The 20149-nt window shown below is 57.8% G+C and carries 19 protein-coding genes and 1 pseudogene; 14 read left to right on the top strand and 6 right to left on the bottom strand.

The window, feature by feature from the left end; genetic code table 11:
- Positions 1 to 2: 2 nt before the first annotated feature.
- A complete protein-coding gene (locus tag AF71_RS28665) occupies positions 3 to 731 on the bottom strand; it encodes a helix-turn-helix domain-containing protein (protein ID WP_169684065.1) in 729 nt (242 codons plus the stop codon).
- A gap of 236 nt (positions 732 to 967) precedes the next feature.
- On the opposite strand from AF71_RS28665, the gene ccoN reads away from it, so the two are divergent.
- The 9 genes from ccoN to ccoS all read left to right on the top strand — a co-directional run bounded on the left by ccoN (position 968) and on the right by ccoS (position 9417).
- Positions 968 to 2590: a cytochrome-c oxidase, cbb3-type subunit I gene (gene ccoN, locus AF71_RS28660; RefSeq protein ID WP_025662553.1), complete on the top strand. Its 1623-nt coding sequence runs from the start codon at positions 968 to 970 to the stop codon at positions 2588 to 2590.
- Positions 2591 to 2598: 8 nt separating this feature from the next.
- Complete coding sequence (gene ccoO, locus AF71_RS28655) at positions 2599 to 3333, top strand: cytochrome-c oxidase, cbb3-type subunit II (RefSeq protein WP_018860176.1); 735 nt, start codon at positions 2599 to 2601, stop codon at positions 3331 to 3333.
- 9 nt (positions 3334 to 3342) lie between these two features.
- Positions 3343 to 3495: a cbb3-type cytochrome c oxidase subunit 3 gene (locus AF71_RS28650; protein ID WP_018860175.1), complete on the top strand. Its 153-nt coding sequence runs from the start codon at positions 3343 to 3345 to the stop codon at positions 3493 to 3495.
- A gap of 1 nt (position 3496) precedes the next feature.
- Positions 3497 to 4360 carry a cytochrome-c oxidase, cbb3-type subunit III gene (gene ccoP / locus AF71_RS28645; RefSeq protein WP_169684064.1) on the top strand — a complete coding sequence of 288 codons (864 nt, stop codon included), beginning with the start codon at positions 3497 to 3499 and terminating at the stop codon, positions 4358 to 4360.
- A gap of 11 nt (positions 4361 to 4371) precedes the next feature.
- Positions 4372 to 4560 carry a hypothetical protein gene (locus tag AF71_RS28640; protein WP_018860173.1) on the top strand — a complete coding sequence of 63 codons (189 nt, stop codon included), beginning with the start codon at positions 4372 to 4374 and terminating at the stop codon, positions 4558 to 4560.
- Between the two features lie 366 nt (positions 4561 to 4926).
- Positions 4927 to 6495 (top strand): cytochrome c oxidase accessory protein CcoG, encoded by a 1569-nt coding sequence (ccoG, locus tag AF71_RS28635; protein ID WP_169684063.1) that lies wholly within the window; start codon positions 4927 to 4929, stop codon positions 6493 to 6495.
- Entirely contained in the window at positions 6492 to 6977 is a 486-nt protein-coding gene (locus AF71_RS28630; RefSeq protein WP_169684061.1) for a FixH family protein, read from the top strand. Before ccoG ends, AF71_RS28630 begins: the two co-directional genes overlap by 4 nt.
- On the top strand, positions 6974 to 9262 hold the full coding sequence (locus AF71_RS28625) for a cation-translocating P-type ATPase (protein ID WP_169684059.1): 2289 nt from the start codon (positions 6974 to 6976) through the stop codon (positions 9260 to 9262). The genes AF71_RS28630 and AF71_RS28625 overlap by 4 nt, the downstream gene beginning before the upstream one ends.
- Positions 9259 to 9417 carry a cbb3-type cytochrome oxidase assembly protein CcoS gene (gene ccoS, locus AF71_RS28620; protein ID WP_018860169.1) on the top strand — a complete coding sequence of 53 codons (159 nt, stop codon included), beginning with the start codon at positions 9259 to 9261 and terminating at the stop codon, positions 9415 to 9417. Before AF71_RS28625 ends, ccoS begins: the two co-directional genes overlap by 4 nt.
- 19 nt (positions 9418 to 9436) lie before the next feature.
- On the opposite strand, the gene AF71_RS31965 is transcribed toward ccoS, so the two are convergent.
- The 5 genes from AF71_RS31965 to AF71_RS28595 all read right to left on the bottom strand — a co-directional run bounded on the left by AF71_RS31965 (position 9437) and on the right by AF71_RS28595 (position 15726).
- Entirely contained in the window at positions 9437 to 9862 is a 426-nt protein-coding gene (locus AF71_RS31965) for a hypothetical protein (RefSeq protein WP_246733856.1), read from the bottom strand.
- A 760-nt stretch (positions 9863 to 10622) separates the two neighbouring features.
- Positions 10623 to 11915 carry a pitrilysin family protein gene (locus AF71_RS28610; RefSeq protein WP_169684056.1) on the bottom strand — a complete coding sequence of 431 codons (1293 nt, stop codon included), beginning with the start codon at positions 11913 to 11915 and terminating at the stop codon, positions 10623 to 10625.
- A 21-nt stretch (positions 11916 to 11936) separates the two neighbouring features.
- Entirely contained in the window at positions 11937 to 14066 is a 2130-nt protein-coding gene (locus AF71_RS28605; RefSeq protein ID WP_169684054.1) for a peptidase domain-containing ABC transporter, read from the bottom strand.
- Positions 14063 to 15349: an HlyD family efflux transporter periplasmic adaptor subunit gene (locus AF71_RS28600; protein ID WP_169684052.1), complete on the bottom strand. Its 1287-nt coding sequence runs from the start codon at positions 15347 to 15349 to the stop codon at positions 14063 to 14065. Before AF71_RS28600 ends, AF71_RS28605 begins: the two co-directional genes overlap by 4 nt.
- A gap of 107 nt (positions 15350 to 15456) precedes the next feature.
- The gene (locus AF71_RS28595; RefSeq protein WP_169684050.1) at positions 15457 to 15726 is read right to left on the bottom strand and encodes a hypothetical protein; all 270 of its coding nucleotides are present in this window, start codon (positions 15724 to 15726) and stop codon (positions 15457 to 15459) included.
- 834 nt (positions 15727 to 16560) lie between these two features.
- Between AF71_RS28595 and AF71_RS28590 the strand changes: the two are divergent.
- The 5 genes and pseudogenes from AF71_RS28590 to ccsA form a co-directional block, all read left to right on the top strand.
- Positions 16561 to 16830: pseudogene (locus AF71_RS28590) on the top strand (AAA family ATPase); the annotation flags it as partial.
- A 381-nt stretch (positions 16831 to 17211) separates the two neighbouring features.
- Positions 17212 to 17970, top strand: a complete 759-nt coding sequence (locus tag AF71_RS28585) for a response regulator (protein ID WP_169684048.1) — start codon at positions 17212 to 17214, stop codon at positions 17968 to 17970.
- Between the two features lie 62 nt (positions 17971 to 18032).
- Positions 18033 to 19154 carry a c-type cytochrome biogenesis protein CcmI gene (gene ccmI, locus AF71_RS28580; protein WP_169684047.1) on the top strand — a complete coding sequence of 374 codons (1122 nt, stop codon included), beginning with the start codon at positions 18033 to 18035 and terminating at the stop codon, positions 19152 to 19154.
- A gap of 4 nt (positions 19155 to 19158) precedes the next feature.
- A complete protein-coding gene (ccmE, locus tag AF71_RS28575; protein ID WP_169684045.1) occupies positions 19159 to 19611 on the top strand; it encodes a cytochrome c maturation protein CcmE in 453 nt (150 codons plus the stop codon).
- Positions 19608 to 20149: cytochrome c biogenesis protein CcsA (gene ccsA / locus AF71_RS28570; protein WP_169684043.1), on the top strand; the 542-nt coding region annotated here is incomplete at its 3' end. The genes ccmE and ccsA, both read left to right, overlap by 4 nt.

Below are 20149 nucleotides of genomic sequence, written 5' to 3'. Positions count from 1 at the left end.
CATCAATGAACGCTACCCCTATGACAGGTCTTCTCCGAAAAATCATCAGAATTGCCGGACAGCTGGGCGAGGCGGGATTGACTGACGATCCTGAGGTCATGCCTGCCTTCCGGGATGACGATATTCTTGGCGGCGAGCTTCGAGATGGTCCGCGAGACGGTTTCGATCGTGAGACCGAGATAGTCGGCGATGTCCTGCCGGTTCATGGGGAGGCGCAGGAGACCCTTCTTGAGTTGCGACTCGCTGCGTAACGCCAGCTTCAAGATGAAGCTGCAAAGGCGTTCCTCGGCGTTCTTCTTGGAGAGAAGCACCATCTGGTCGTGGGCGGCAGCCGTCTCCTTGCAGAGCAGGTTGATGTAGGCTGGTCTCAAGGCGTCCGAGCGCGAAACCTCATCGTGGAAGGTTTTGCGCGAAACCCGACGGATCTTACAGTCTGTAACAGCCTCGGCGGTGAACAGGAGGTCGCCTTGCAGGAAAGCGCCGACCACGTCGCCAGCGAACTGGAATGCTGTAATGACCCGGCGGCCTTCACCGATAATGCGGTGGAGCCGGACGACGCCTTCCACAATCTGGAAGAGGTGCTTGGCGGCATCTCCCTCCCAGCAGATCGCCTCGCCTGCCTCGACCGTCTCGGTGGCCGACATCTGAAATACCGATGCCAGCGGCTGGTCACAGCTCAACTTGCTTGTGGCCTCTACGTTTTCGAAAGCGGTGTTGCCCTGCATCAGCATGTTCGTGCCCCTCGTTGATGTGAGGGCATAAGACGTTGGTCCTGTCACACGGAAATGATCGGACTGTGAGAGTTGGTGCGACTTTGTAACAGTCTGTAACAGCAGCGCCTGGTCGGCAGCAAAGTCGTGCTTCGTTGACATAGATCAAGGAGCATGGGTCCCCGCCATGACAGTCGTTCCCGAAAGTACGAGAAAGGCGGTCGCGGAGCGGTCGTCTGCGCACTGGGGACGACACCATGAACTACTCTACGGAAACGATGGCGGTCGCGGTTGCAGCATTTCTGGCACTGCTGGCCGCCGCATTCGCGCATGACCATCTTTTTGCTGTCCATATGAGCATCCTGTCCTTCTGCTTATTGGCGGGCACCGTGCTCCTGATCAGGAGGATCGACTTCTCTCCTGCGGCACGAATTGCCAAGCCGGACACCTCGGGCTATTTCGACGAGGTCATCCGGTATGGGCTTATCGCCACTGTCTTCTGGGGAGTGGTCGGTTTTCTCGTCGGCGTCGTTGTCGCCGCGCAATTGGCGTTCCCGGATCTGAACATCGCGCCGTATCTGAACTTCGGGCGGCTTCGTCCTGTACACACCTCGGCGGTCATTTTCGCGTTCGGCGGTAACGCCCTCATCATGACGTCGTTCTATGTTGTTCAGCGCACCTGTCAGGCGCGGCTCTTCGGAGGAAGCCTGCCCTGGTTCGTCTTCTGGGGCTACCAGCTCTTCATCGTCATGGCCGCGACCGGATACGTCCTGGGCATCACCCAGGCACGCGAATACGCAGAACCGGAATGGTATGTGGACATCTGGCTGACGATCGTCTGGGTGGCGTATCTCGTGGTTTACCTGGGGACGATCCTGAGGCGCAAGGAACCACATATCTATGTGGCGAACTGGTTCTATCTCGGCTTTATCGTGACGATCGCGATGCTCCACGTCGTGAACAACCTCGCTGTTCCGGCGTCGTTCCTCGGCTCGAAGAGCTATTCCGCGTTCTCAGGCGTGCAGGACGCACTGACCCAGTGGTGGTACGGACACAACGCCGTGGGCTTCTTCCTTACCGCCGGCTTCCTCGGGATGATGTATTACTTTGTTCCAAAGCAGGCAAACCGTCCGATCTATTCGTATCGCTTGTCGATCATCCACTTCTGGGCCCTGATCTTCATGTACATCTGGGCTGGACCGCATCACCTGCACTACACGGCACTTCCCGACTGGGCACAGACACTCGGCATGGTGTTTTCGGTCATGCTCTGGATGCCTTCCTGGGGTGGCATGATCAACGGCCTCATGACCCTGTCGGGCGCTTGGGACAAGATCCGGACAGATCCGATCATCCGCATGATGATCGTTGCAATCGCCTTCTATGGCATGTCGACCTTCGAGGGGCCGATGATGTCGGTGAAGACAGTCAATTCGCTCAGCCACTACACGGAATGGACCATCGGTCACGTCCATTCGGGCGCGCTTGGATGGGTTGGGATGATCACGTTCGGCGCGGTCTACTATCTGACGCCAAAGCTCTGGGGCCGCGAGCGGCTTTACAGCCTGCGCATGGTCAACTGGCACTTCTGGCTCGCGACCCTTGGCATTGTCGTCTACGCGGCCGTCCTTTGGGTCGCCGGCATCCAGCAGGGTCTGATGTGGCGTGAGTACAATTCGCAGGGCTTCCTGGTGTATTCGTTCGCCGAAACCGTCGCAGCAATGTTCCCCTACTATGTCCTGCGTGTCGCCGGAGGTGCTCTCTATCTGGCTGGCGGTCTGGTGATGGCCTGGAATATCTACATGACCATCCGCGGCCACCTGCGAAACGAAGCAGCAATTCCCACCGCCTACGTGCCCCAGGCACAGCCTGCCGAGTGAGGTGAAACATGGCATCGATACTGGACAAACATCAGATCCTCGAGAAGAACGCGACGCTTCTTCTCGTCGGCTCGCTCCTCGTGGTCAGCATCGGCGGCATCGTCGAGATCGCACCACTGTTTTACCTGCAGAACACAATCGAGAAGGTTGAAGGGATGCGCCCCTACACACCGCTCGAGCTTGCGGGTCGCAACATCTACATCCGCGAAGGCTGCTACCTTTGCCACAGCCAGATGATCCGGCCATTCCGCGACGAAGTCGAACGATATGGCCACTATTCGCTCGCTGCGGAATCCATGTACGACCACCCGTTCCAGTGGGGCTCGAAGCGCACCGGTCCGGACCTTGCCCGCGTTGGCGGCCGCTATTCGAACGAATGGCACGTCCAGCACCTCGCAAATCCGCGAGCGGTCGTGCCGGAATCGATCATGCCGAGCTACTCCTTCCTGAAGGAGCAGGAGGTCACGGTGAAGGACGTCGGCATGGACCTCAAGGCAAACGAGGATGTCGGCGTACCCTACACGCAGGACATGCTCGCCAACGCCGAAGCCGACATGAAAGTCCAGGCCGACCCGAACGGCGATACCACGGCACTCCTCGAAAGATATCCGAAGGCGAAGGTTGGCGACTTCGACGGCGATCCGTCGAAGCTGACCGAAATGGACGCCCTTGTGGCTTATCTGCAGATGCTTGGCACGCTCGTCGACTTCTCGACCTACGACGACGCCACCGGTTATCGATGAGGTGAACTGATGGAAACCTATACCGCTATGCGGCACTTCGCCGACAGTTGGGGCCTCCTGGCGATGGCAGCGTTCTTCGTTGGGGCCGTGATCTTCACCCTTCGTCCTGGCAGCGGCCGGACTGCGAAGGATGCTGCCAGCATTCCCCTAAAGGACGATTGAGATGTCGGAAAAACATATTGATGAAATCAGTGGCGTCGAAACGACCGGACACGAATGGGACGGCATCCGCGAACTCAACAATCCGATGCCGAGATGGTGGGTGTGGACATTCTATGTCACGATCCTTTGGGCGGTCGCATACGCTGTCGCCTATCCTGCCATTCCGATGATCACCTCGGCGACGAAAGGCTATCTGGGATTTTCCAGCCGCGCGGAGCTTCAGCAGGATCTTGATCAGGCAAAGGTCGCGCAGACGAAGTTCCACGACATGATCGCGGCAAAGACGGTTCAGGAGATCGATGCCGATCCTTCGCTTCGCGAATTCGCGATCGCGGGCGGCGCCTCGGCATTCAAGGTCAACTGTGCTCCCTGCCATGGATCCGGCGCAAGCGGCGGACCGGGATTTCCCAACCTCAACGACGACGACTGGCTCTGGGGCGGAGACCTCGATTCAATTCATGCAACCATCGCCCATGGCGTGCGCTACGAAGCGGACGCCGACACCCACGTGTCCGAAATGCCGGCATTCCGTGATATGCTGGATCCTGTACAGACCAAGCAGGTTGCGGCCTATGTATGGAGCCTGACGAACACGCCTTCCGACGCGTCCGGCGCGGAGGCTGGCAAGCAGATCTTCCTCGATAATTGTGCTGCATGTCACGGGGAAGATGCCAAGGGCAAACTTGAGATGGGAGCCCCGAATCTCGCGGACGCGATCTGGCTCAAAGGAAGCGGCGAAGATGCCATTGTCCGTCAGGTTATGGCACCCAGGCACGGCGTGATGCCGGCATGGGCGGGCCGACTGGGTGACACTGCCGTCAAGGAACTCACGGTATTCGTCCATTCGCTGGGCGGCGGTCAATAGAGGAGATCACAATGACGACGCACGACCACAATCCATTGCTTGGCCTTTACGGTACCCCTCGCGCGGTGATCCATTCCCGTGTCTCCGCACGGACCAGCAAGACGACGAATCCTGCAAGCGAACAGGAGGACGCGCAAAAAATTGGCAATTCGATCGTCAGTTTGATCTGCCTCAAGGACCAGAAGCCAACCAGCCGTTAGAAGCATGACTGTCCAGCGGGATGTAAATGCGCACATCCCGCCCCAGTAAACTCCGGCCGTACCTTTGAAGGTGCGGCCTCTTTTTTTGTCTCGCGGCTGAGGCTTGCCTGGTGGCGGTGGCCCCTAAAGGCAGCAAGATCGCGGATCGTTTGACCTGGCTCAAACAGAGCAGGGCCGAGCTCTGCTATGTTTGCTGTGTCTAGTGGAGGTCACATCGCGGACCTCCTTCCGCGATCCCTCCGGGCCACGCCATCTCTTCAGGGCGTGGCCCTCCCTTTTTCGGGAAGCGCCCGGATTATTGATCTGCGTCAAGGAAGCGGGAACGGCAAGATGGGAAAACGGCCGGGTGAAATTCGGACGAGCCCAATGAACCTCTACACCGCGCCAGATCCAGACAACGTCGAACGCGTCAATGCCGAGCCGGTCAATGCACGCCGCAATCGCCAGCCGCTTTATGCTCCGCGAAAGAAGATATTTCCCAAGCGGGCGGAAGGTCGCTTCCGCAGGTTCAAATGGCTCGTGATGCTGGTTACCCTCGGCATCTACTATGTGTCTCCCTGGATCAGGTGGGACCGTGGCCCTTACGCGCCCGATCAGGCCATCCTGATTGACCTCTCGTCGCGACGTTTCTTCTTTTTCTTCATCGAGATCTGGCCACAGGAATTCTACTACGTCGCAGGTCTGCTGGTGATGGCAGGTTTTGGATTGTTCCTGGTTACGTCTGCCATCGGCCGCGCCTGGTGTGGATACGCCTGTCCCCAAACCGTCTGGGTAGACCTTTTCCTTGTTGTCGAGCGCGCGATCGAAGGCGATCGCAACGCGCGAATGAAGCTGGACGCCGGTCCCTGGACGCTCGGCAAGATGCGCAAGCGCATCCTGAAACACACGGTCTGGCTCTTGATCGGCATTGCGACAGGCGGCGCCTGGATTTTCTATTTTGCTGATGCTCCGTCGCTCGCCGTCTCACTGTTTTCCGGCACGGCGCCCATCGTCGCATATGCCACTGTCGCCACACTCACCTTCACGACGTATGTTCTCGGCGGGCTCATGCGAGAGCAGGTCTGTACCTACATGTGCCCGTGGCCGCGTATCCAAGGGGCCATGCTGGACGAGAATTCCCTTGTCGTCACCTACAATGACTGGCGCGGCGAACAACGGTCGCGCCACGCCAAGAAGGCACAGGCGGCGGGTCAGGCGGTTGGCGACTGTGTCGATTGCAACGCCTGTGTGGCCGTATGCCCGATGGGAATAGACATCCGCGATGGGCAGCAGATGGAGTGTATCACCTGCGCGCTTTGTATCGATGCCTGCGACAACGTCATGGACAAGATTGGAAAGCCGCGCGGGCTGATCGCCTATGCGACGCTCAGTGAATATTCGAGCAACATGGCCATCGCCACTGATGGTGGCAGGGCGCCCGTCCAGCCTGCGAAGGTGCGCAATGTTGATGGAACCTTCATCGCCGGGATCCGCCACTTCAACTGGCGGGCCATCGCTCGGCCCCGGGTGCTATTCTACGCCGTCGTCTGGGCCTCGATCGGCCTGGCCATGCTGATCCACTTGTCGATGCGTGAACGCCTCGAGCTCAACGTCGTCCACGATCGCAATCCGCAGTATGTCCTCGAGAGCGACGGCTCCATTCGCAACGGCTACACGCTTCGAATCCTCAACATGGTTCCCGCTCCGAGGAAGATCGACCTCTCCATCTCGGGTCTGGAAGGTGCGACGATGCGCATTCCGGAACTGAGCAAAACGGAGGCCCGCAACTTCACCATAGATGCTGCGCCTGACGCGGTCACCGCGCTCAAGGTCTTCGTAACCCGAAAGCAGACCGGCGCCGCAATCAACGAGTTTCTGTTCTCGATCGAGGACGAAGGCCATTCCGATCGCGCGACCTACCGCGCGGCGTTCAACGCACCAGGAGAGAACAGATGACTGCTCGCACCCATGGCTTCACTGGCCGCCACATGTTGTTCGTCACGTCTGCATTCTTCGCCGTCGTGATCGGGGTGAACGTGACCATGGCGTGGTTGGCCTCGTCCAGCTGGAGCGGTCTCGTCGTGGAAAACACCTATGTGGCCAGCCAGGAATTCAACAAGAAGGCGGCCGCAATAAAGGCGCTGGCGGCTACCGGGATCTCCGGCAGCATCTCGATGTCGCATGGAGTGTTCCACTACAACCTCAAGAACCGCGACGGGTCGCCGGTTGCGGCGGATATAGTTGTCGCCAACTTCAAGCGCCCCGTGGGCGATCACGAGGATTTCAATATCTCGCTCGAAAAGGCTGGCGAAGGCAGCTTCACGACAAGCCGTCACGTGCCTTCTGGCGACTGGATCGTCGAACTGATTTCGCGCCGAGGCGATGCCGTCGTCATGCACGAGGCCGTTCGTTTTGATACTGCGGGGTTCGGCCAATGACTTGCTGCACAATGGACGCCGACGGCGTGCTGGCAATGAGTGCGACATCCTTCAGTTCCGAGGAAGTTACCCTTGCCAGTCACCCACTCGGTTCCGGTCTCTTCCAGCTCGATCTCAGCGTCCCGGATGCTCACTGCGGAGCCTGCATCGTGACGATTGAAAGGGCACTTGCAAAACTGCCCTTCGTTCGCAAGGCGAGAGTAAATCTAACATCCCGTCGCGTCAGTTGCGTATATGCCGACCAGGTTGAGGGGCGCCCGACGGACCCTGCGGAAATCATCAACGCTGTAAATTCGGTGGGCTACCGGGCTCATCTGTTCGCGCCCGTTGCAGCGGAAAACGACAAGACCAGGAACCAGCTTCTTCTGGCGGTTGGCGTCGCAGGATTCGCGGCCGCAAACATCATGCTGCTTTCGGTGTCGGTTTGGTCAGGAGCAGATGCCGCCACCCGCGACATGTTCCATTGGATTTCCGCGATGATCGCAGCACCGGCGCTGGTATACGCAGGTCGCTTCTTCTTCCAGTCGGCATGGAACGCACTGCGGCACGGCCGCACGAACATGGACGTTCCGATCTCGCTCGCGGTGACGCTGTCTTATGCCGTCTCTCTATGGGAGACGATGCACCACGGCGAGCACGCCTGGTTCGACGCGACAGTCTCGCTACTCTTTTTCCTTCTTATCGGCAGGACGCTTGATCACATCATGCGAGAGAAGGCGAGGGCCGCGATCAACGGCCTCGCGAGAATCTCTCCGCGTGGCGCTCTCGTGGTGTCCCCCGACGGCTCGCGTCGCTACGTCGCGATCGAAGACATTTCAGTTGGCGACGAAGTCGCCGTTGCTGCCGGCGACCGTATTCCGGTCGATGGTCTCGTCTCCATGGGGGAGAGCGACCTGGATCTTTCGATCGTCACCGGCGAAAGCAACCCGGTAGCGGTTTCAGAAGGCGCAGCCGTAAGTTCGGGAGCGATGAACCTGACCGGCTCGCTGGTGGTTCGGGCAACGAAGCTCGCCAGGGATTCGTTGCTTGCTGAGATCATCAACCTGATGGAAGCTGCCGAAGGAGGACGCGCGCGTTACCGACGCATCGCTGATCGTGCTGCGGCCTTGTACTCGCCTGTAGTGCATCTGCTTGCCCTCGTCTCATTTCTCGCCTGGGGGTTCCTGGGCGGAGACTGGAAGCAGGCCATGCTTGTGGCGGTGGCCGTTCTTATCATCACGTGCCCCTGCGCACTCGGCCTTGCTGTTCCTGTCGTACAGGTTGTTGCCGCAGGAGAATTGTTCCGGAAGGGAATAATGGTGAAGGATGGCTCGGCGCTGGAACGTCTGGCCGAGATTGACACGGTCGCATTCGACAAGACGGGAACACTGACGCTCGGAACCCCGCGCCTTGTGAAAACCGTGGCGGACGGCGACGCCGACGTCGCGCTCGCGGCGGGGATGGCACTCCACTCCAGGCACCCGCTCTCTCAAGCCCTTGCCCGCGGCACCCCGATAGCTCCCATGCCGTTCGACCGCGTGAGCGAGATCCCGGGCGGCGGTCTCGAAGCACGTCACGGAGACGCGCACTACCGTCTGGGTAGTGCTGCCTTCGCCTGTGCGCAAACCTCAAACTCGGCCTCGCCCGATAGTCCCCTTTCGGAGGTTGTCCTTACGAGCGACGGGGTCGTGAAAGCTCGCTTCTTCTTCGAAGACGTGGTGCGGCCGGGCGCGGAAGAGACGATCGCCAGACTTGATGCAGGACGTTTTGAAACATTCATCTTCTCGGGTGATCGTCAGTCTGTCGTCGATGCTACGGCGGCCAAGCTTGGCGTTCGTCGTGCGGTCGGCGCCTTGTCGCCAAAGCAAAAAGTCGACGAATGCGAGACCCTGAACGAAAGTGGACGACGGGTCTTTATGGTCGGGGATGGTATCAACGACGCGCCGGCGCTTGCCGCTGCGCATGTTTCCATGGCGCCGGCCTCGGCCTCTGATATCGGGCGCCAAGCCGCTGATCTCGTGTTCTTTACCGAACGCCTCGATGCAGTTACCGAGGCTATCCAGATCGCACGACAATCGGCGGCATTGATCAGGCAGAATTTCGCCCTGGCGATCGGCTATAACGTGTTGGCGGTTCCAATTGCCATAGCTGGTCTCGCCACGCCCCTGATTGCCGCGGTTGCCATGTCCACCTCTTCCATCATCGTCGTGACAAACGCTCTCCGTCTCACTGCCTTCGGAACCCGTCCGTTACCGCGGCTTTCAAGGGAGCCAGTTGCGCTCGCCAAGGAGATAAAGACGGCATGAACATGCTCATTTACCTCATACCAATTGCCCTCTTCATGGGGGGCATAGGGCTCGCGGCTTTCCTCTGGTCGCTGAAGAGCGGCCAGTATGACGATTTACAAGGTGCAGCATGGCGAGTGCTCGCCGACGACGAGGCCGATAGCTCGAAACCGTGAAGGAGGGAACAGATGCCTGTCACGAATCCGACGCACTTGGGGTCGGAGCTGTTTCGACAAGGGGGAAGCCGACGGTCTTCTGGCCCTGGTCGAACTGCGCAGTTTTGCCCCGGGTGAGCAGATCGTCGCGGAAGGAGAGATCGCAACCCATGTCCTTATGGTACCAAGCGGCTTGATGCGCGTGACGCGCTCGGAAAGCTCGCGCCGTGAGACCGACATCTCCCTTTGCGAACCCGGAGACATCTTTGGCGAACACCAGGTTGCCGAGGGACGTTGTTACGCTCAAGGCGCCCGGGCGGCAGACTTCACGGAGATCGCGATGATCGACTTGCCGGGAATTCGGGCGCTTGCCGAGAGGAGCCCGCAACTCAAGCGCAACCTGATGCGCTTTATGGCGCGGCATCGCCATGCAGCGCTTGAGTGCCTGGCAGGAGATCGCCTCCACCACCGCAGCCCAGCCGCCTTAGTTCGTTGTCCACCTTTCCAAAGGCCGCCCAATTGGCCCGCCACTTACGAGCGGGGCTTTTTTAGGGCGATATTCATCCGTACACAGAACGCGATCCGGTTTCGATCCTAGGCGTCGAATAGCGACGACGGTAACTCAACGGTATCGGCTCGGTCCCGCGAGGCGGATTGCCACCGCTTCTCGCAGGAGAGCAAAGCGAAGCTCCAATGCGGTGATCTCCGGTGACTTTGGCAGCTTGGTCAATTCAGTTGCGAAAAGATCGAACTCCCTTCCGAGTGAGGTTTCATCAAAAGGCGTGTTCACTTGCTCTCGACCGATGTTTGCTTGAAGACTCAACGGCCATGGACTTACAGCGAGTGCTGCGAATGCGCTTAATCTGCGAATGGTCATGCTGCATATCCAATTAACAATCTCGCGGGCGGCGTAGAAAATTGCGCCGGTTCCGGAAGCTCCGAGGGGTTTACACGCGAGGGGGCGTGCCGGAGCATCCCGGTGTCCGGTGGGTTTGGACGGCACAAGTTATGCGGGACAGGGCGGGCTTGGATAGTGGACAAAGGTCCTGAAGCCATCAGACCCGAGTCCGATCTGTTTCGGACTAAGGTCTGATATTGTGGACTTGAACGCTCTTGTTCAAACCTTCCTTTCCAGTCAGTCGCAAACTCCGGCCCCTGCTGACCCGCAAGGCACGCGACATCAATCCGACCGACCTGTGGTCGCCAACTGTCACCCCATAAACAATTTACCGATCGGAGGACGTGCTCCCGAGCACCGACCTGATTGCGGTCAGCATCACCTCTTCGTAATCAATGGGTTCTGGTTGACCGACAACAGCGATTGTGGGTTTCGCCATATCAATCAGTGTCGATGCGGCCTCCCTCACATCTCGCGTCGTGACGCTTCGGATTCGATTGATCTCATCTTCCGGGGATACGATCGTGCCAAATGACAGCATAGCCGTGCCTACCATGCGGGCCGCGTCAAACGGTGTTTCCCGGGCGCGGACGAGGTTGACGAGGCATTTGTTTCTTCCACGATGTACGGCCTCGTCATTGTCCGCCGCTGCCATCTTCGAAAGTTCAATGCCCATCAGCCGGAGGGCATCTTCAACATGAGTTGCCGATGTCGCCGCATACATGCCGAATAAACCGTAGTCGGAACCGTGTTCTGACCACGCTCCGACCTCATACGCCAGACCATGGTCCCGCCGGATTGATCTGAACAAGGGGGACGACATTCCCGTTCCCAATGCCTCCGCAAGGACTTGAACCGCGTAGCGATGACGGTCACCTGCCCATGCCGTTGGGAACGCGCAGGCTACGATAGACTGACTTAGCTCCGATCGGGTCTGCAAAAAAAGTCCGCCTGAGTAGGCCGCTTTGGGTGCTTTGCGCGTTCGGCTGGAGACCTGCATAGGATCCAGAAACCGGTTGGCCAGCACAACCAAATCATGGTGGGATATGCCGCCAGCCGCTATCAATATCATGTTTTCAGGCTGATAGTTCTCGATGACGAAGTCCATCAGATCTGCTCGGCTTAGCCGTGCCACTGTCTCTGGGGTGCCCAGAACTGATTTTCCGAGGCTCTGATCGGGATAGGCCCTTTGTGCCAACCCCGCCAGCGCGCTGACCGCGGCATCATCCTGGGCTTGCAGAATTTCTTGTAGAATGATCTGTCTCTCGACATCCATATCCTCGGGGTCGAGTCGAGGGGATATCACTACCTCTGTCAGGATCGCGACCGCTTCAGGAAGCATTTCCTTCAGCCCCTCAACATAGTAGAGCGTGTAGTCCTTGCCCGTAACCGCGTTGATTGTCGCCCCGAGGCTTTCAATCCGCTGTGTAATCTCATCGGACGCGTGGTGCCGCGTGCCCTTGAATGCCATGTGTTCGAGAAAATGGGCGGTTCCGTGAGCGGCTCCATCCACCCTGGAACCAGCCCGGATCATAATTGCGACCACGGCGCTTTCAAAATCCCTGAACGCGATCGAGACAACTTGAAGGCCGTTTGCAAGGCAGGAGTAGTCAATATTCATGGCAACTCCAAATTCTATCGCTCAGTCAAATCTTTTGCAGGATTTTTTGATGTCCCTGGGCACTACCGTTATCTGGCCATTATTGACTTCGATCAGCGTTGTAGCGCGATTCATCAGTGCTGGCCTATGCGCAATCACAATGCGGGTGATGGTCATCTCCGACAAAATATCCGCTATGGCTTCTTCTGCTCGTTCATCCAGATTTGCCGTACCTTCGTCCAACAGAAGAAGCTGCGGCTGCCGGTACAAAGCCCGCGCCAACAGCACGCGTTGACGTTGTCCTCCCGAGAGCGAGGACCCCATATCCCCTATAAGTGATCGATATTGCATAGGCATGCGAATTATATCGTCATGAACTCTCGCCGCCCTAGCTGCTTCGATAACACGATCCATACTAAGATCAGCTTGAAAGAACGCGATGTTGTCGGCAATAGAGCCGGACAAAAGGCGATCGTCTTGCATGACTGCGCCAATCTGGCGCCGGTATAATTGCCAATGTTGCGGAGATACTGGACTTCCATTGACGAGCACTTTGCCGGAGACGGGATAGTGCAAGCCCAGGAGAACTTTGAACAGGGTGGTTTTGCCGCCCCCTGACGGACCCGTGATCGCCACGAATTCTCCGGGCTCGATTTTGAAGTTTACGCTGTCCAGAATAAGTGGTTCAGCCGAGGCATAACGAAAGGACACGTTCACCATTTCAAGTGTGCCAATCGTCTTGTCGTAGGAAACTCCCAGCTCGTCTGCCACTTCCGTAGGGGTTGTTACGATGTCAGCCAAGCGGTCCAGATGCACTTTCAGAAGCCTGAACTGAACGATCTCACCGACGAGCGAGGCAATCCTGTCGCTGAAGGTTTGCCGGAATGAGAGAAAGGCCATTAGCATGCCGATCGAGAAGCCACTACCGGTGAGTATTAGCCGAGCGCCGATATAGACAACAGCGACGCTCTGCAGGCCGATAATGGCTGATTGAATTGCTTTGAGGACGACCTCGAGGCGGTCAAATCGCAATGCGGTATTGATCGCTTCGGCGTAACGGTTCCGCCAGTTGGCCTCGCGATCTATCTCACCGCCAAGGACCTTGATGGTAGTGGCGCCGCGCACAGTCTCCATCAGATAGGACTGTTCTACCGCGGAACTAATGAGTTGCTCGTTAGATCTCTCTTTCATAAGGGGATAGAAAAAAGCTGTGACAAACAGATAAATCAACAGTGAAAACAACACTACAACAGCGAGTTGCGTTGAATAGGCAAGCAATAGTATGGCGGCAACAATCGCCATCGTGCCATCGATCGCCACGCCGACCATTCCGTGTGTCAAGGCTTCCTGTATAGACTTGGTCGAGCCCATTCGGGACAAGATATCTCCGATATGACGCTTCTCGAAGAACGAGGCAGGTAAGCGGAGGAGGTGCCGAAATATGTTACCGACGATCTGATAGAGAACAGTGGCTGCTAATACGTGCAGGCTCCAATTGCGTAGGGCCTCGGTCAGAGCGTAAACGACGACCAGAAGGGCGAAACCCACTGCCACAACGGCGAGGAAATCGAGGTCACCTTGCTCTACTGCTTGGTCGATGACCAATTGGATCTGAAAAGGGATAGCGAACGCTGCCACCTGGAGAGTGGCAGAAAGCGCCAACACCTGTAGGGCGACAGGCCAAACGCCCGTTATCTTGGACCAGAGATGCGATGGCTTGAGAGGGGAAAGTGCGGCTATCCTGGAGAAATCGGCGCTTGGGGTGAGCTCAAGCACAACGCCAGTGAAATGGTCAGAGAGGGCGTCTCTCGACAATGTCCGTATCCCGAAAGCGGGATCGTGGACGACCGCTCTTCTTCGGCCGATCCGTTTCAGGACAACAAAGTGATTGAGGTCCCAATGGAGGATCGCGGGCAATTTGACCTTGGACAGGGTGTGGATTTCTGTCCGGAACGCCCTTGGGGCGAGATGCATCTGGCTGGTGATGTGCATCAAGGTCCTTAGGGTCATCCCGTTCTGAGAAACCTCGAACCGCTGACGAAAGCCGTTTAGATCCATGCCGTGACCGTAATACCGGCAGATCATCGCGACACATGCCAAACCACACTCAGCTTGTTCTGCGGTCTGAACGATCGGCAAGCGGTCGGGAAGTCGAGGCAATAGACGGTTCATTGCAGCCGTCTCACGGCATATATGGGATCGAGCAGCCACTCGAAAAGAGTGCGTCGCTCAATGACGAGGTCCGCGGACAGAAGCATTCCTGGACGGATCTGAATCTGACGCCCATAAGCCCGGATTTGGGTGCCGGCCAAGGTGGCTCTTACTCGAAAGGCCGGCTCCTTCGGCGTGACGCCGGGTGTAGAAATTTCGCCGGGTGCGAGTATCGTTCGCGATACGGATCGGACCGTTGCCTTGGCTGTCCCAAATTTTTGATAGGGAAACGCCTGGTATCGTACGCGAACTTCCTGCCCGGCCACCACAAAACCCGCGGCGCGGGATGGAAAATATAATTCAACTTCCAGCGCGCTACCTGCGGGGACGATGACAGCAAGCGTCGCTCCGGCTGCCACGTCCTGCCCAACCATCACCGGGACGGCGACAACTTGGCCGCTAACAGGCGCGGTGACTTCGTAAGAATTCAACAACGCCGTCTTAAGTTGCTTTTGCTCCAATTCGGCGTCGATCGCGCGCGCTTTCGCCTCTGACGCCTTTATCTCGAATGGCAGGCCGTCCAAATTCGCTCTGACGTCCGTTATCCGACTTTCGAGATCCAAAGTGGTTCCTTGGGCTTCGGAGAGATCCTGCTGAGCGATCAGGAGTTCGAGCTGCGCCTTTTCTCCATCTGTCGCTGTTATCGCGCCCTTCAGGACAAGTTGAGCGGTTCTAGCTGCTCGGGTTTCGAGAAGGGCAACCCGCCGCATTATCGACTGCTCGTGTTGTTCTGCCACCTGCAGTGCTGACTCCAGAACCCCAATCTGTCCCAATAGACGGGACTGTTCTGTTCTGAGCTTTTCAAGTGAAAGTCTCTCTTGCTCTCGGTTAGAGTCGATTTCAACGCCCGCGCTGCGCCAAAGCATTCGGCCAACATCGTTTGACTGAAAAGATGACGTCACCTTCATCATCGCAACCTTTGAACCGGCATCGACATCGGTCCCATCGTCGACGCTGAGGCTTTCGACAATTCCTCCATGCCGCGCCTGTATCCGGATCAGGCCCGCTTGAGGCACAACCCACCCTTCAACAACCTCGATCCGTGAATAGGTCGCCATGGTAACAAACACTGCCGCCGTTAGAATGGTCGAAAACAGCACAGCGCCCAACAGCGTGAAAGAAAGCGGGATTGCTAATTGTACCTCGCCTTTAAGGCCGTCGCGCTGGCTGACAAACACCTCATCGCGGAACACATTGGGTGGGTCACGATCCACTGGGCTTTGCTCTGAATCGTTCTTCTGCAATCGCGCTTCCGGCGGCCTAGGAAAAGAACCAGTCCCACTAACGCTAGTTTGCACTGGGAGGGGACGCGTCCCCCCAGTGCTCAGCGTCAGCTATTTTGGGAGCGGCGCTATTTTTTGCCGCCACCGCCACTCAGCCCACCCCGTATTCCACCCGCAATGGCGCCTCCGACACCACCAGCTATCGCCCCGTGGCTGATACTTCCCCCGACGGACGCAGCGCCAGCCGCTCCCCCGATCGCGCCGGAAAAGCCGCCGATAGCGGCGCCTTTGGCGGCATCGCCAATTCTGCCTCCGCCGTAAACGACATCAAGCATCTCATCCGAAAGCGGCTGGAAGTCGTCATCTACAGTGATGTCTGTCGAAAGCGCATGCTGCATTGTCTCTTCCTCTCATTTTTCTACTGATTGAAGAATCTCGCGACGGGGCCATAGAGCAGGACAGCAAGTGCGACTACGATTGATATTGCGATCACGTTGACGTTCATTCCGATGTATTGCAGCGCAATACAAGCAAGGACCGTGAATGAGACAGTCCAGAAAACTTGTAGCGCGAGACTTACAATTCTGACGTACATCTTTTCACTCCAAACTGCGTTGCAAATGGAATGCGAGGACGTAGAGGCTTATTCTGATGATATTCTTTACCGACGTCACCACTTGCTCACGTCGCGTCCTTACCATTTGAATAGTGTCGAAGGAGTTCCAGGTTTCATATCCGTAGAACTACCAATGAGAGTATCGTTAACGTTCTCCTGTAGATGGATCGCATGCTGCGGCAATCAGCGGTTCGTATCCTCGGGAGGTGACTCTCGTCACGCGTCGCTTCAGCAGGAGCCGCGCTTTCTCGGCCGGCGATATCCAGGCTCGGACATCGCGCTTCATCGTCGAGGAGCCGTTCTACTATGAGAGCAGTTCCAGTGGCGGCCATACTTGCTTGAGTGCCGGAATGGGCGGCCGCAAAGCGGGCAGGTGATACGGCCTGCCGAGAAGCTGGCTTCGAAGAACGGGCCTCCACCTAGCTCCCATCACAGACGGGACAGCGATACTTATCGCATCGAGATCGATATAGCGAAGTTCAGGAACACATTCTCCGCGGACACTCAGGATGAGGTTTTCTGCCTTTTCAATGCCCTGTGGGCGTTGGGAATGATTGAGGACATTTCGATCCTACTCTGACTGGCGGCGAACACATGAGTATCATCGCGGGCTTTCAGTGATGGCCAATTTCAGTCCGTCTATCCGTTTGCAATCTCCGAGCTCTTCAGGAGCCGCAATTGCATCACGCTCATGGATGAGCCAGACGCCTTCCTTCATCCTGAGTGGCAATCCGATTTTCTCGGACAGACGCACGCCATCTCTGATGATGGCACTCGCACCAAGCACATCCTTATCACATGCCATAACGCGCCTACGGTCGAGACGAAGGTGGCGAGCAACATCCGCATGCTCGAGTTCAACGGGGAAAAGACAGAGGCGAACTGATAAGGTCACTATCTGCCGGGCTGATAACGTTCACAGAGGAAAAGCTCAGCTCGACATCACCCATGTATTAAAGAATACGACCGGACCAGTCCTGTTCATTGAGGGAGTAACGGACGAAATTATACTCGAAACTGCTTGGACCAAATTCTACCCAGACGCTCCCCGCCCATTCGATATCCAAGGGACTTTTGGTTGCGGTTCCCGGGGCGCTGTTGCGAGAGGGCTCCATCTACGCAAATCATCCAGGTCGACCCTTTTCGGGCTATCTGATTTCGATGAGGCGTATAGCCAGATGTTTTTGCGGACAGGAAAGCGCAACCGGCATCAACTGCCTGCGAACCGGTGGCATTGTCCCTCATCCTACGTTATCTGGATGGAAGGATGACAGCAGGGCACAAGGCACAGATGGACGCTGACCGTATTCTGGTCGTCGACGATGACGCGCGCATAAGACAGATGCTAGTTCGCTATTTTGAGGACAACGGATTCCGAGTGACGGCCGTCGGTAACGGCACAGCCATGCGCTCCGAATTGGCAAGGGAATCCTACGCGGCCATATTCCTCGACCTGGTACTGCCGAACGGAGAGAACGGTCTCGAATTGCTGCGTGAGCTTCGTGGCACCTCCGACGTGCCGGTCCTGATGCTGACCGGGCAGGACGATGTCACCGACAAGGTGGTTGGCCTTGAGGTCGGCGCCGACGATTACATTGCCAAGCCCTTCCATCTCAGAGAGCTTCTTGCGAGGCTTAGGACCGTGCTGAGAAGACGCACCTCCTCGGGCCTGCCTTCCAAGTCCGGCGCCCTCGACGAGGAAAGCCTGGAGTTCGAAGGCTGGAGGCTCGACGTCTCGCGAAGGCGGCTCACCTCGCCCCTTGGCGCCGACGTGTCCCTGACCACCGGCGAGTTCGACATGTTGCTCGTGTTTGTCCGAAACCGGGGTCGTGTGCTGTCGCGTGACAAGCTCATGGACCTGACACGAAACCGGAATCTCGAGGCCTTCGACCGGGCGATCGACGCCCAGATCGTCCGGCTTCGCAAGAAGATCGAGACAGATCCCAAGAGCCCGGAGCTCATACAATCCGTACGCGGCGTGGGTTATGTGTTTACGGGGCGGCGAAGCTACTCTTCCAGTATTTGATCTTCGTCAATGTGCGCCTTGCGGGTTTGGCTATTTTCCGACCAGCAACGGCGTCAGGAAAAATGACTATCTGGATCCTCTTCGCGGTGATGACGACCGCAACAACAGCCATACTGCTGCATCCATTTTCTTCGGGGCGTGCTCGGCCGATACAAGCAAGGGGAGCCGACAAGCTCTACCGAAAGCAGCTTCTGGAACTCGAAAACGAGCTTGCATCCGGCGACATTCTGCCAACTGAATACGAGTTGGCCCGGGCAGAGACAGCGCGGCGCCTTTTCAAGGAGAGCGAAGCGGCAGAACGCCGTTTATCGGTAAAACGGCCCGGTTACTGGCTCCGTCCTGTCGTCGTCGCATTTCTTCCCTTGCTGAGTGTCGGACTGTACGTCTCCCTTGGATCACCTGACATGCCCTCACGCCCCCTGCAAGCAAGGCTGGCAGATCCGGGACAGGATTTTGCAATTCTTGTAAGGAAGACCGAAGACCATCTTTCTCGCAGCCCGAATGACGGCCGCGGATGGGACGTTATAGCACCTGTCTATCTCCGAATGGGCCGTGCAGCCGATGCGGAGCGAGCTTACCGGAACGCGCTTCGTCTCCTCGGACCACAGGTTTCGAGGCTCGAGGGACTGGCGGCGGCGTTGATAACGCAGTCTGGCGGGGCGGTTGCCGAGAACCTTCATGTGGTCCTCTCGCAGATACTGGCTATTGAACCTGACAACCCACGCGCAAAATTCTATCTGGCACTCGGCCAGGAGCAGGCTGGCAGTCAGGCTGAAGCGAGGAGTGCTTTCGAGGCGATAGCCAGGAGTTCTCCGGCAGATGCCCCCTGGCTGCCGCTCGTCAACGAGCACATTGCCAAGAATGGAGGCCCTATTGCCGCCACAGGGAGAAAGGGGTCGGACCGACCAAAAGGCGAACGCGGCCTTTCGACCACACAGAACCCTGATGCGGCAGAGCCGCAGTACAAGATACAGGCGATGGTCGAAAGCCTTGATAGCAGGCTTCGGGCTGAGCCCAACAATTTCGACGGCTTCATGCGGCTTGTGCGTTCTTATGCCGTGCTGAACGAAAGAACACGCGCGGTCGACGCGTTGCAGCGCGGGCTCGCGGTCTTCCCTGCGACGGGCGAACAAGGAAAGCAACTGGTCGCACTGGCGCGCGAACTTGGCATTGAGAGGGAATGACGGAATGACACGCAAGCAAAAGCGCCTGGCGGTGATCGGCGGCGGCATGAGCTTCATCATTGCCGCCGTGCTGCTCGTCATGTTCGCCTTCAGCCAGTCGGTGGCCTATTTCTACATGCCTTCCGATCTGGCGAAAACGCCGGTGGCACCGGAAACCCGCATACGTCTCGGTGGCCTCGTCGGCGAAGGCAGTATCGTGCGCGGGAAAGGATCAACAGTTCTATTCGCGGTCACCGACCCCAGCGGAGAGAGCGTGAGCGTCAGGTACGCCGGCATTCTCCCAGATCTGTTCCGTGAGGGGCAGGGCGTGGTGACCGAAGGCCGGTTCGAAGGGGCGAGCCATGAATTCGTCGCCGATACGGTGCTGGCCAAGCACGACGAGAAATACATGCCGAAGGAAGTTGCCGACAAGTTGAAAGAGCAGGGGCTGTGGCAACACGCGGGAGAANCGCAATGATCATCGAGATCGGCCACTATGCCCTGATCCTGGCGCTGGCGACGGCGCTCGTGGTTTCCGTTGTTCCGGTGATCGGTGCAAGGCGCCTCGACCGTGCGATGATGGATCTGGCCTCCGTCGGGTCGCTGGCGATGTTCGCGCTGGTGGCGTTTTCCTTCGGAGTTCTGACCTACGCCCATGTCGTCTCCGACTTCTCTGTCGCCAACGTCTGGGAGAACTCCCANTCGCTNGTGCCGCTGCTGTTCAAGTTGTCAGGCGTCTGGGGCAATCACGAGGGCTCGATGATGCTCTGGCTGCTGATCCTGGTGCTGTTCAGCGCCCTGGTCGCGGTCTTCGGACGGAATTTGCCCGATACGCTGCGGGCAAACGTGCTCGCCGTGCAGGCCTGGATATCGGTCGCCTTCATCCTGTTCATCCTGCTGACCTCCAATCCCTTCATGCGGCTGGATCCGGCCCCGGCCGAGGGGAAGGACCTCAACCCGGTGCTGCAGGACGTCGGTCTGGCGATCCACCCGCCGCTGCTCTACCTCGGCTATGT

The organism is Rhizobium sp. 57MFTsu3.2, assembly GCF_012932765.1.
Lineage (GTDB): Bacteria > Pseudomonadota > Alphaproteobacteria > Rhizobiales > Rhizobiaceae > Rhizobium > Rhizobium altiplani.
This window is presented reverse-complemented; position numbering and strand designations above follow the sequence as displayed.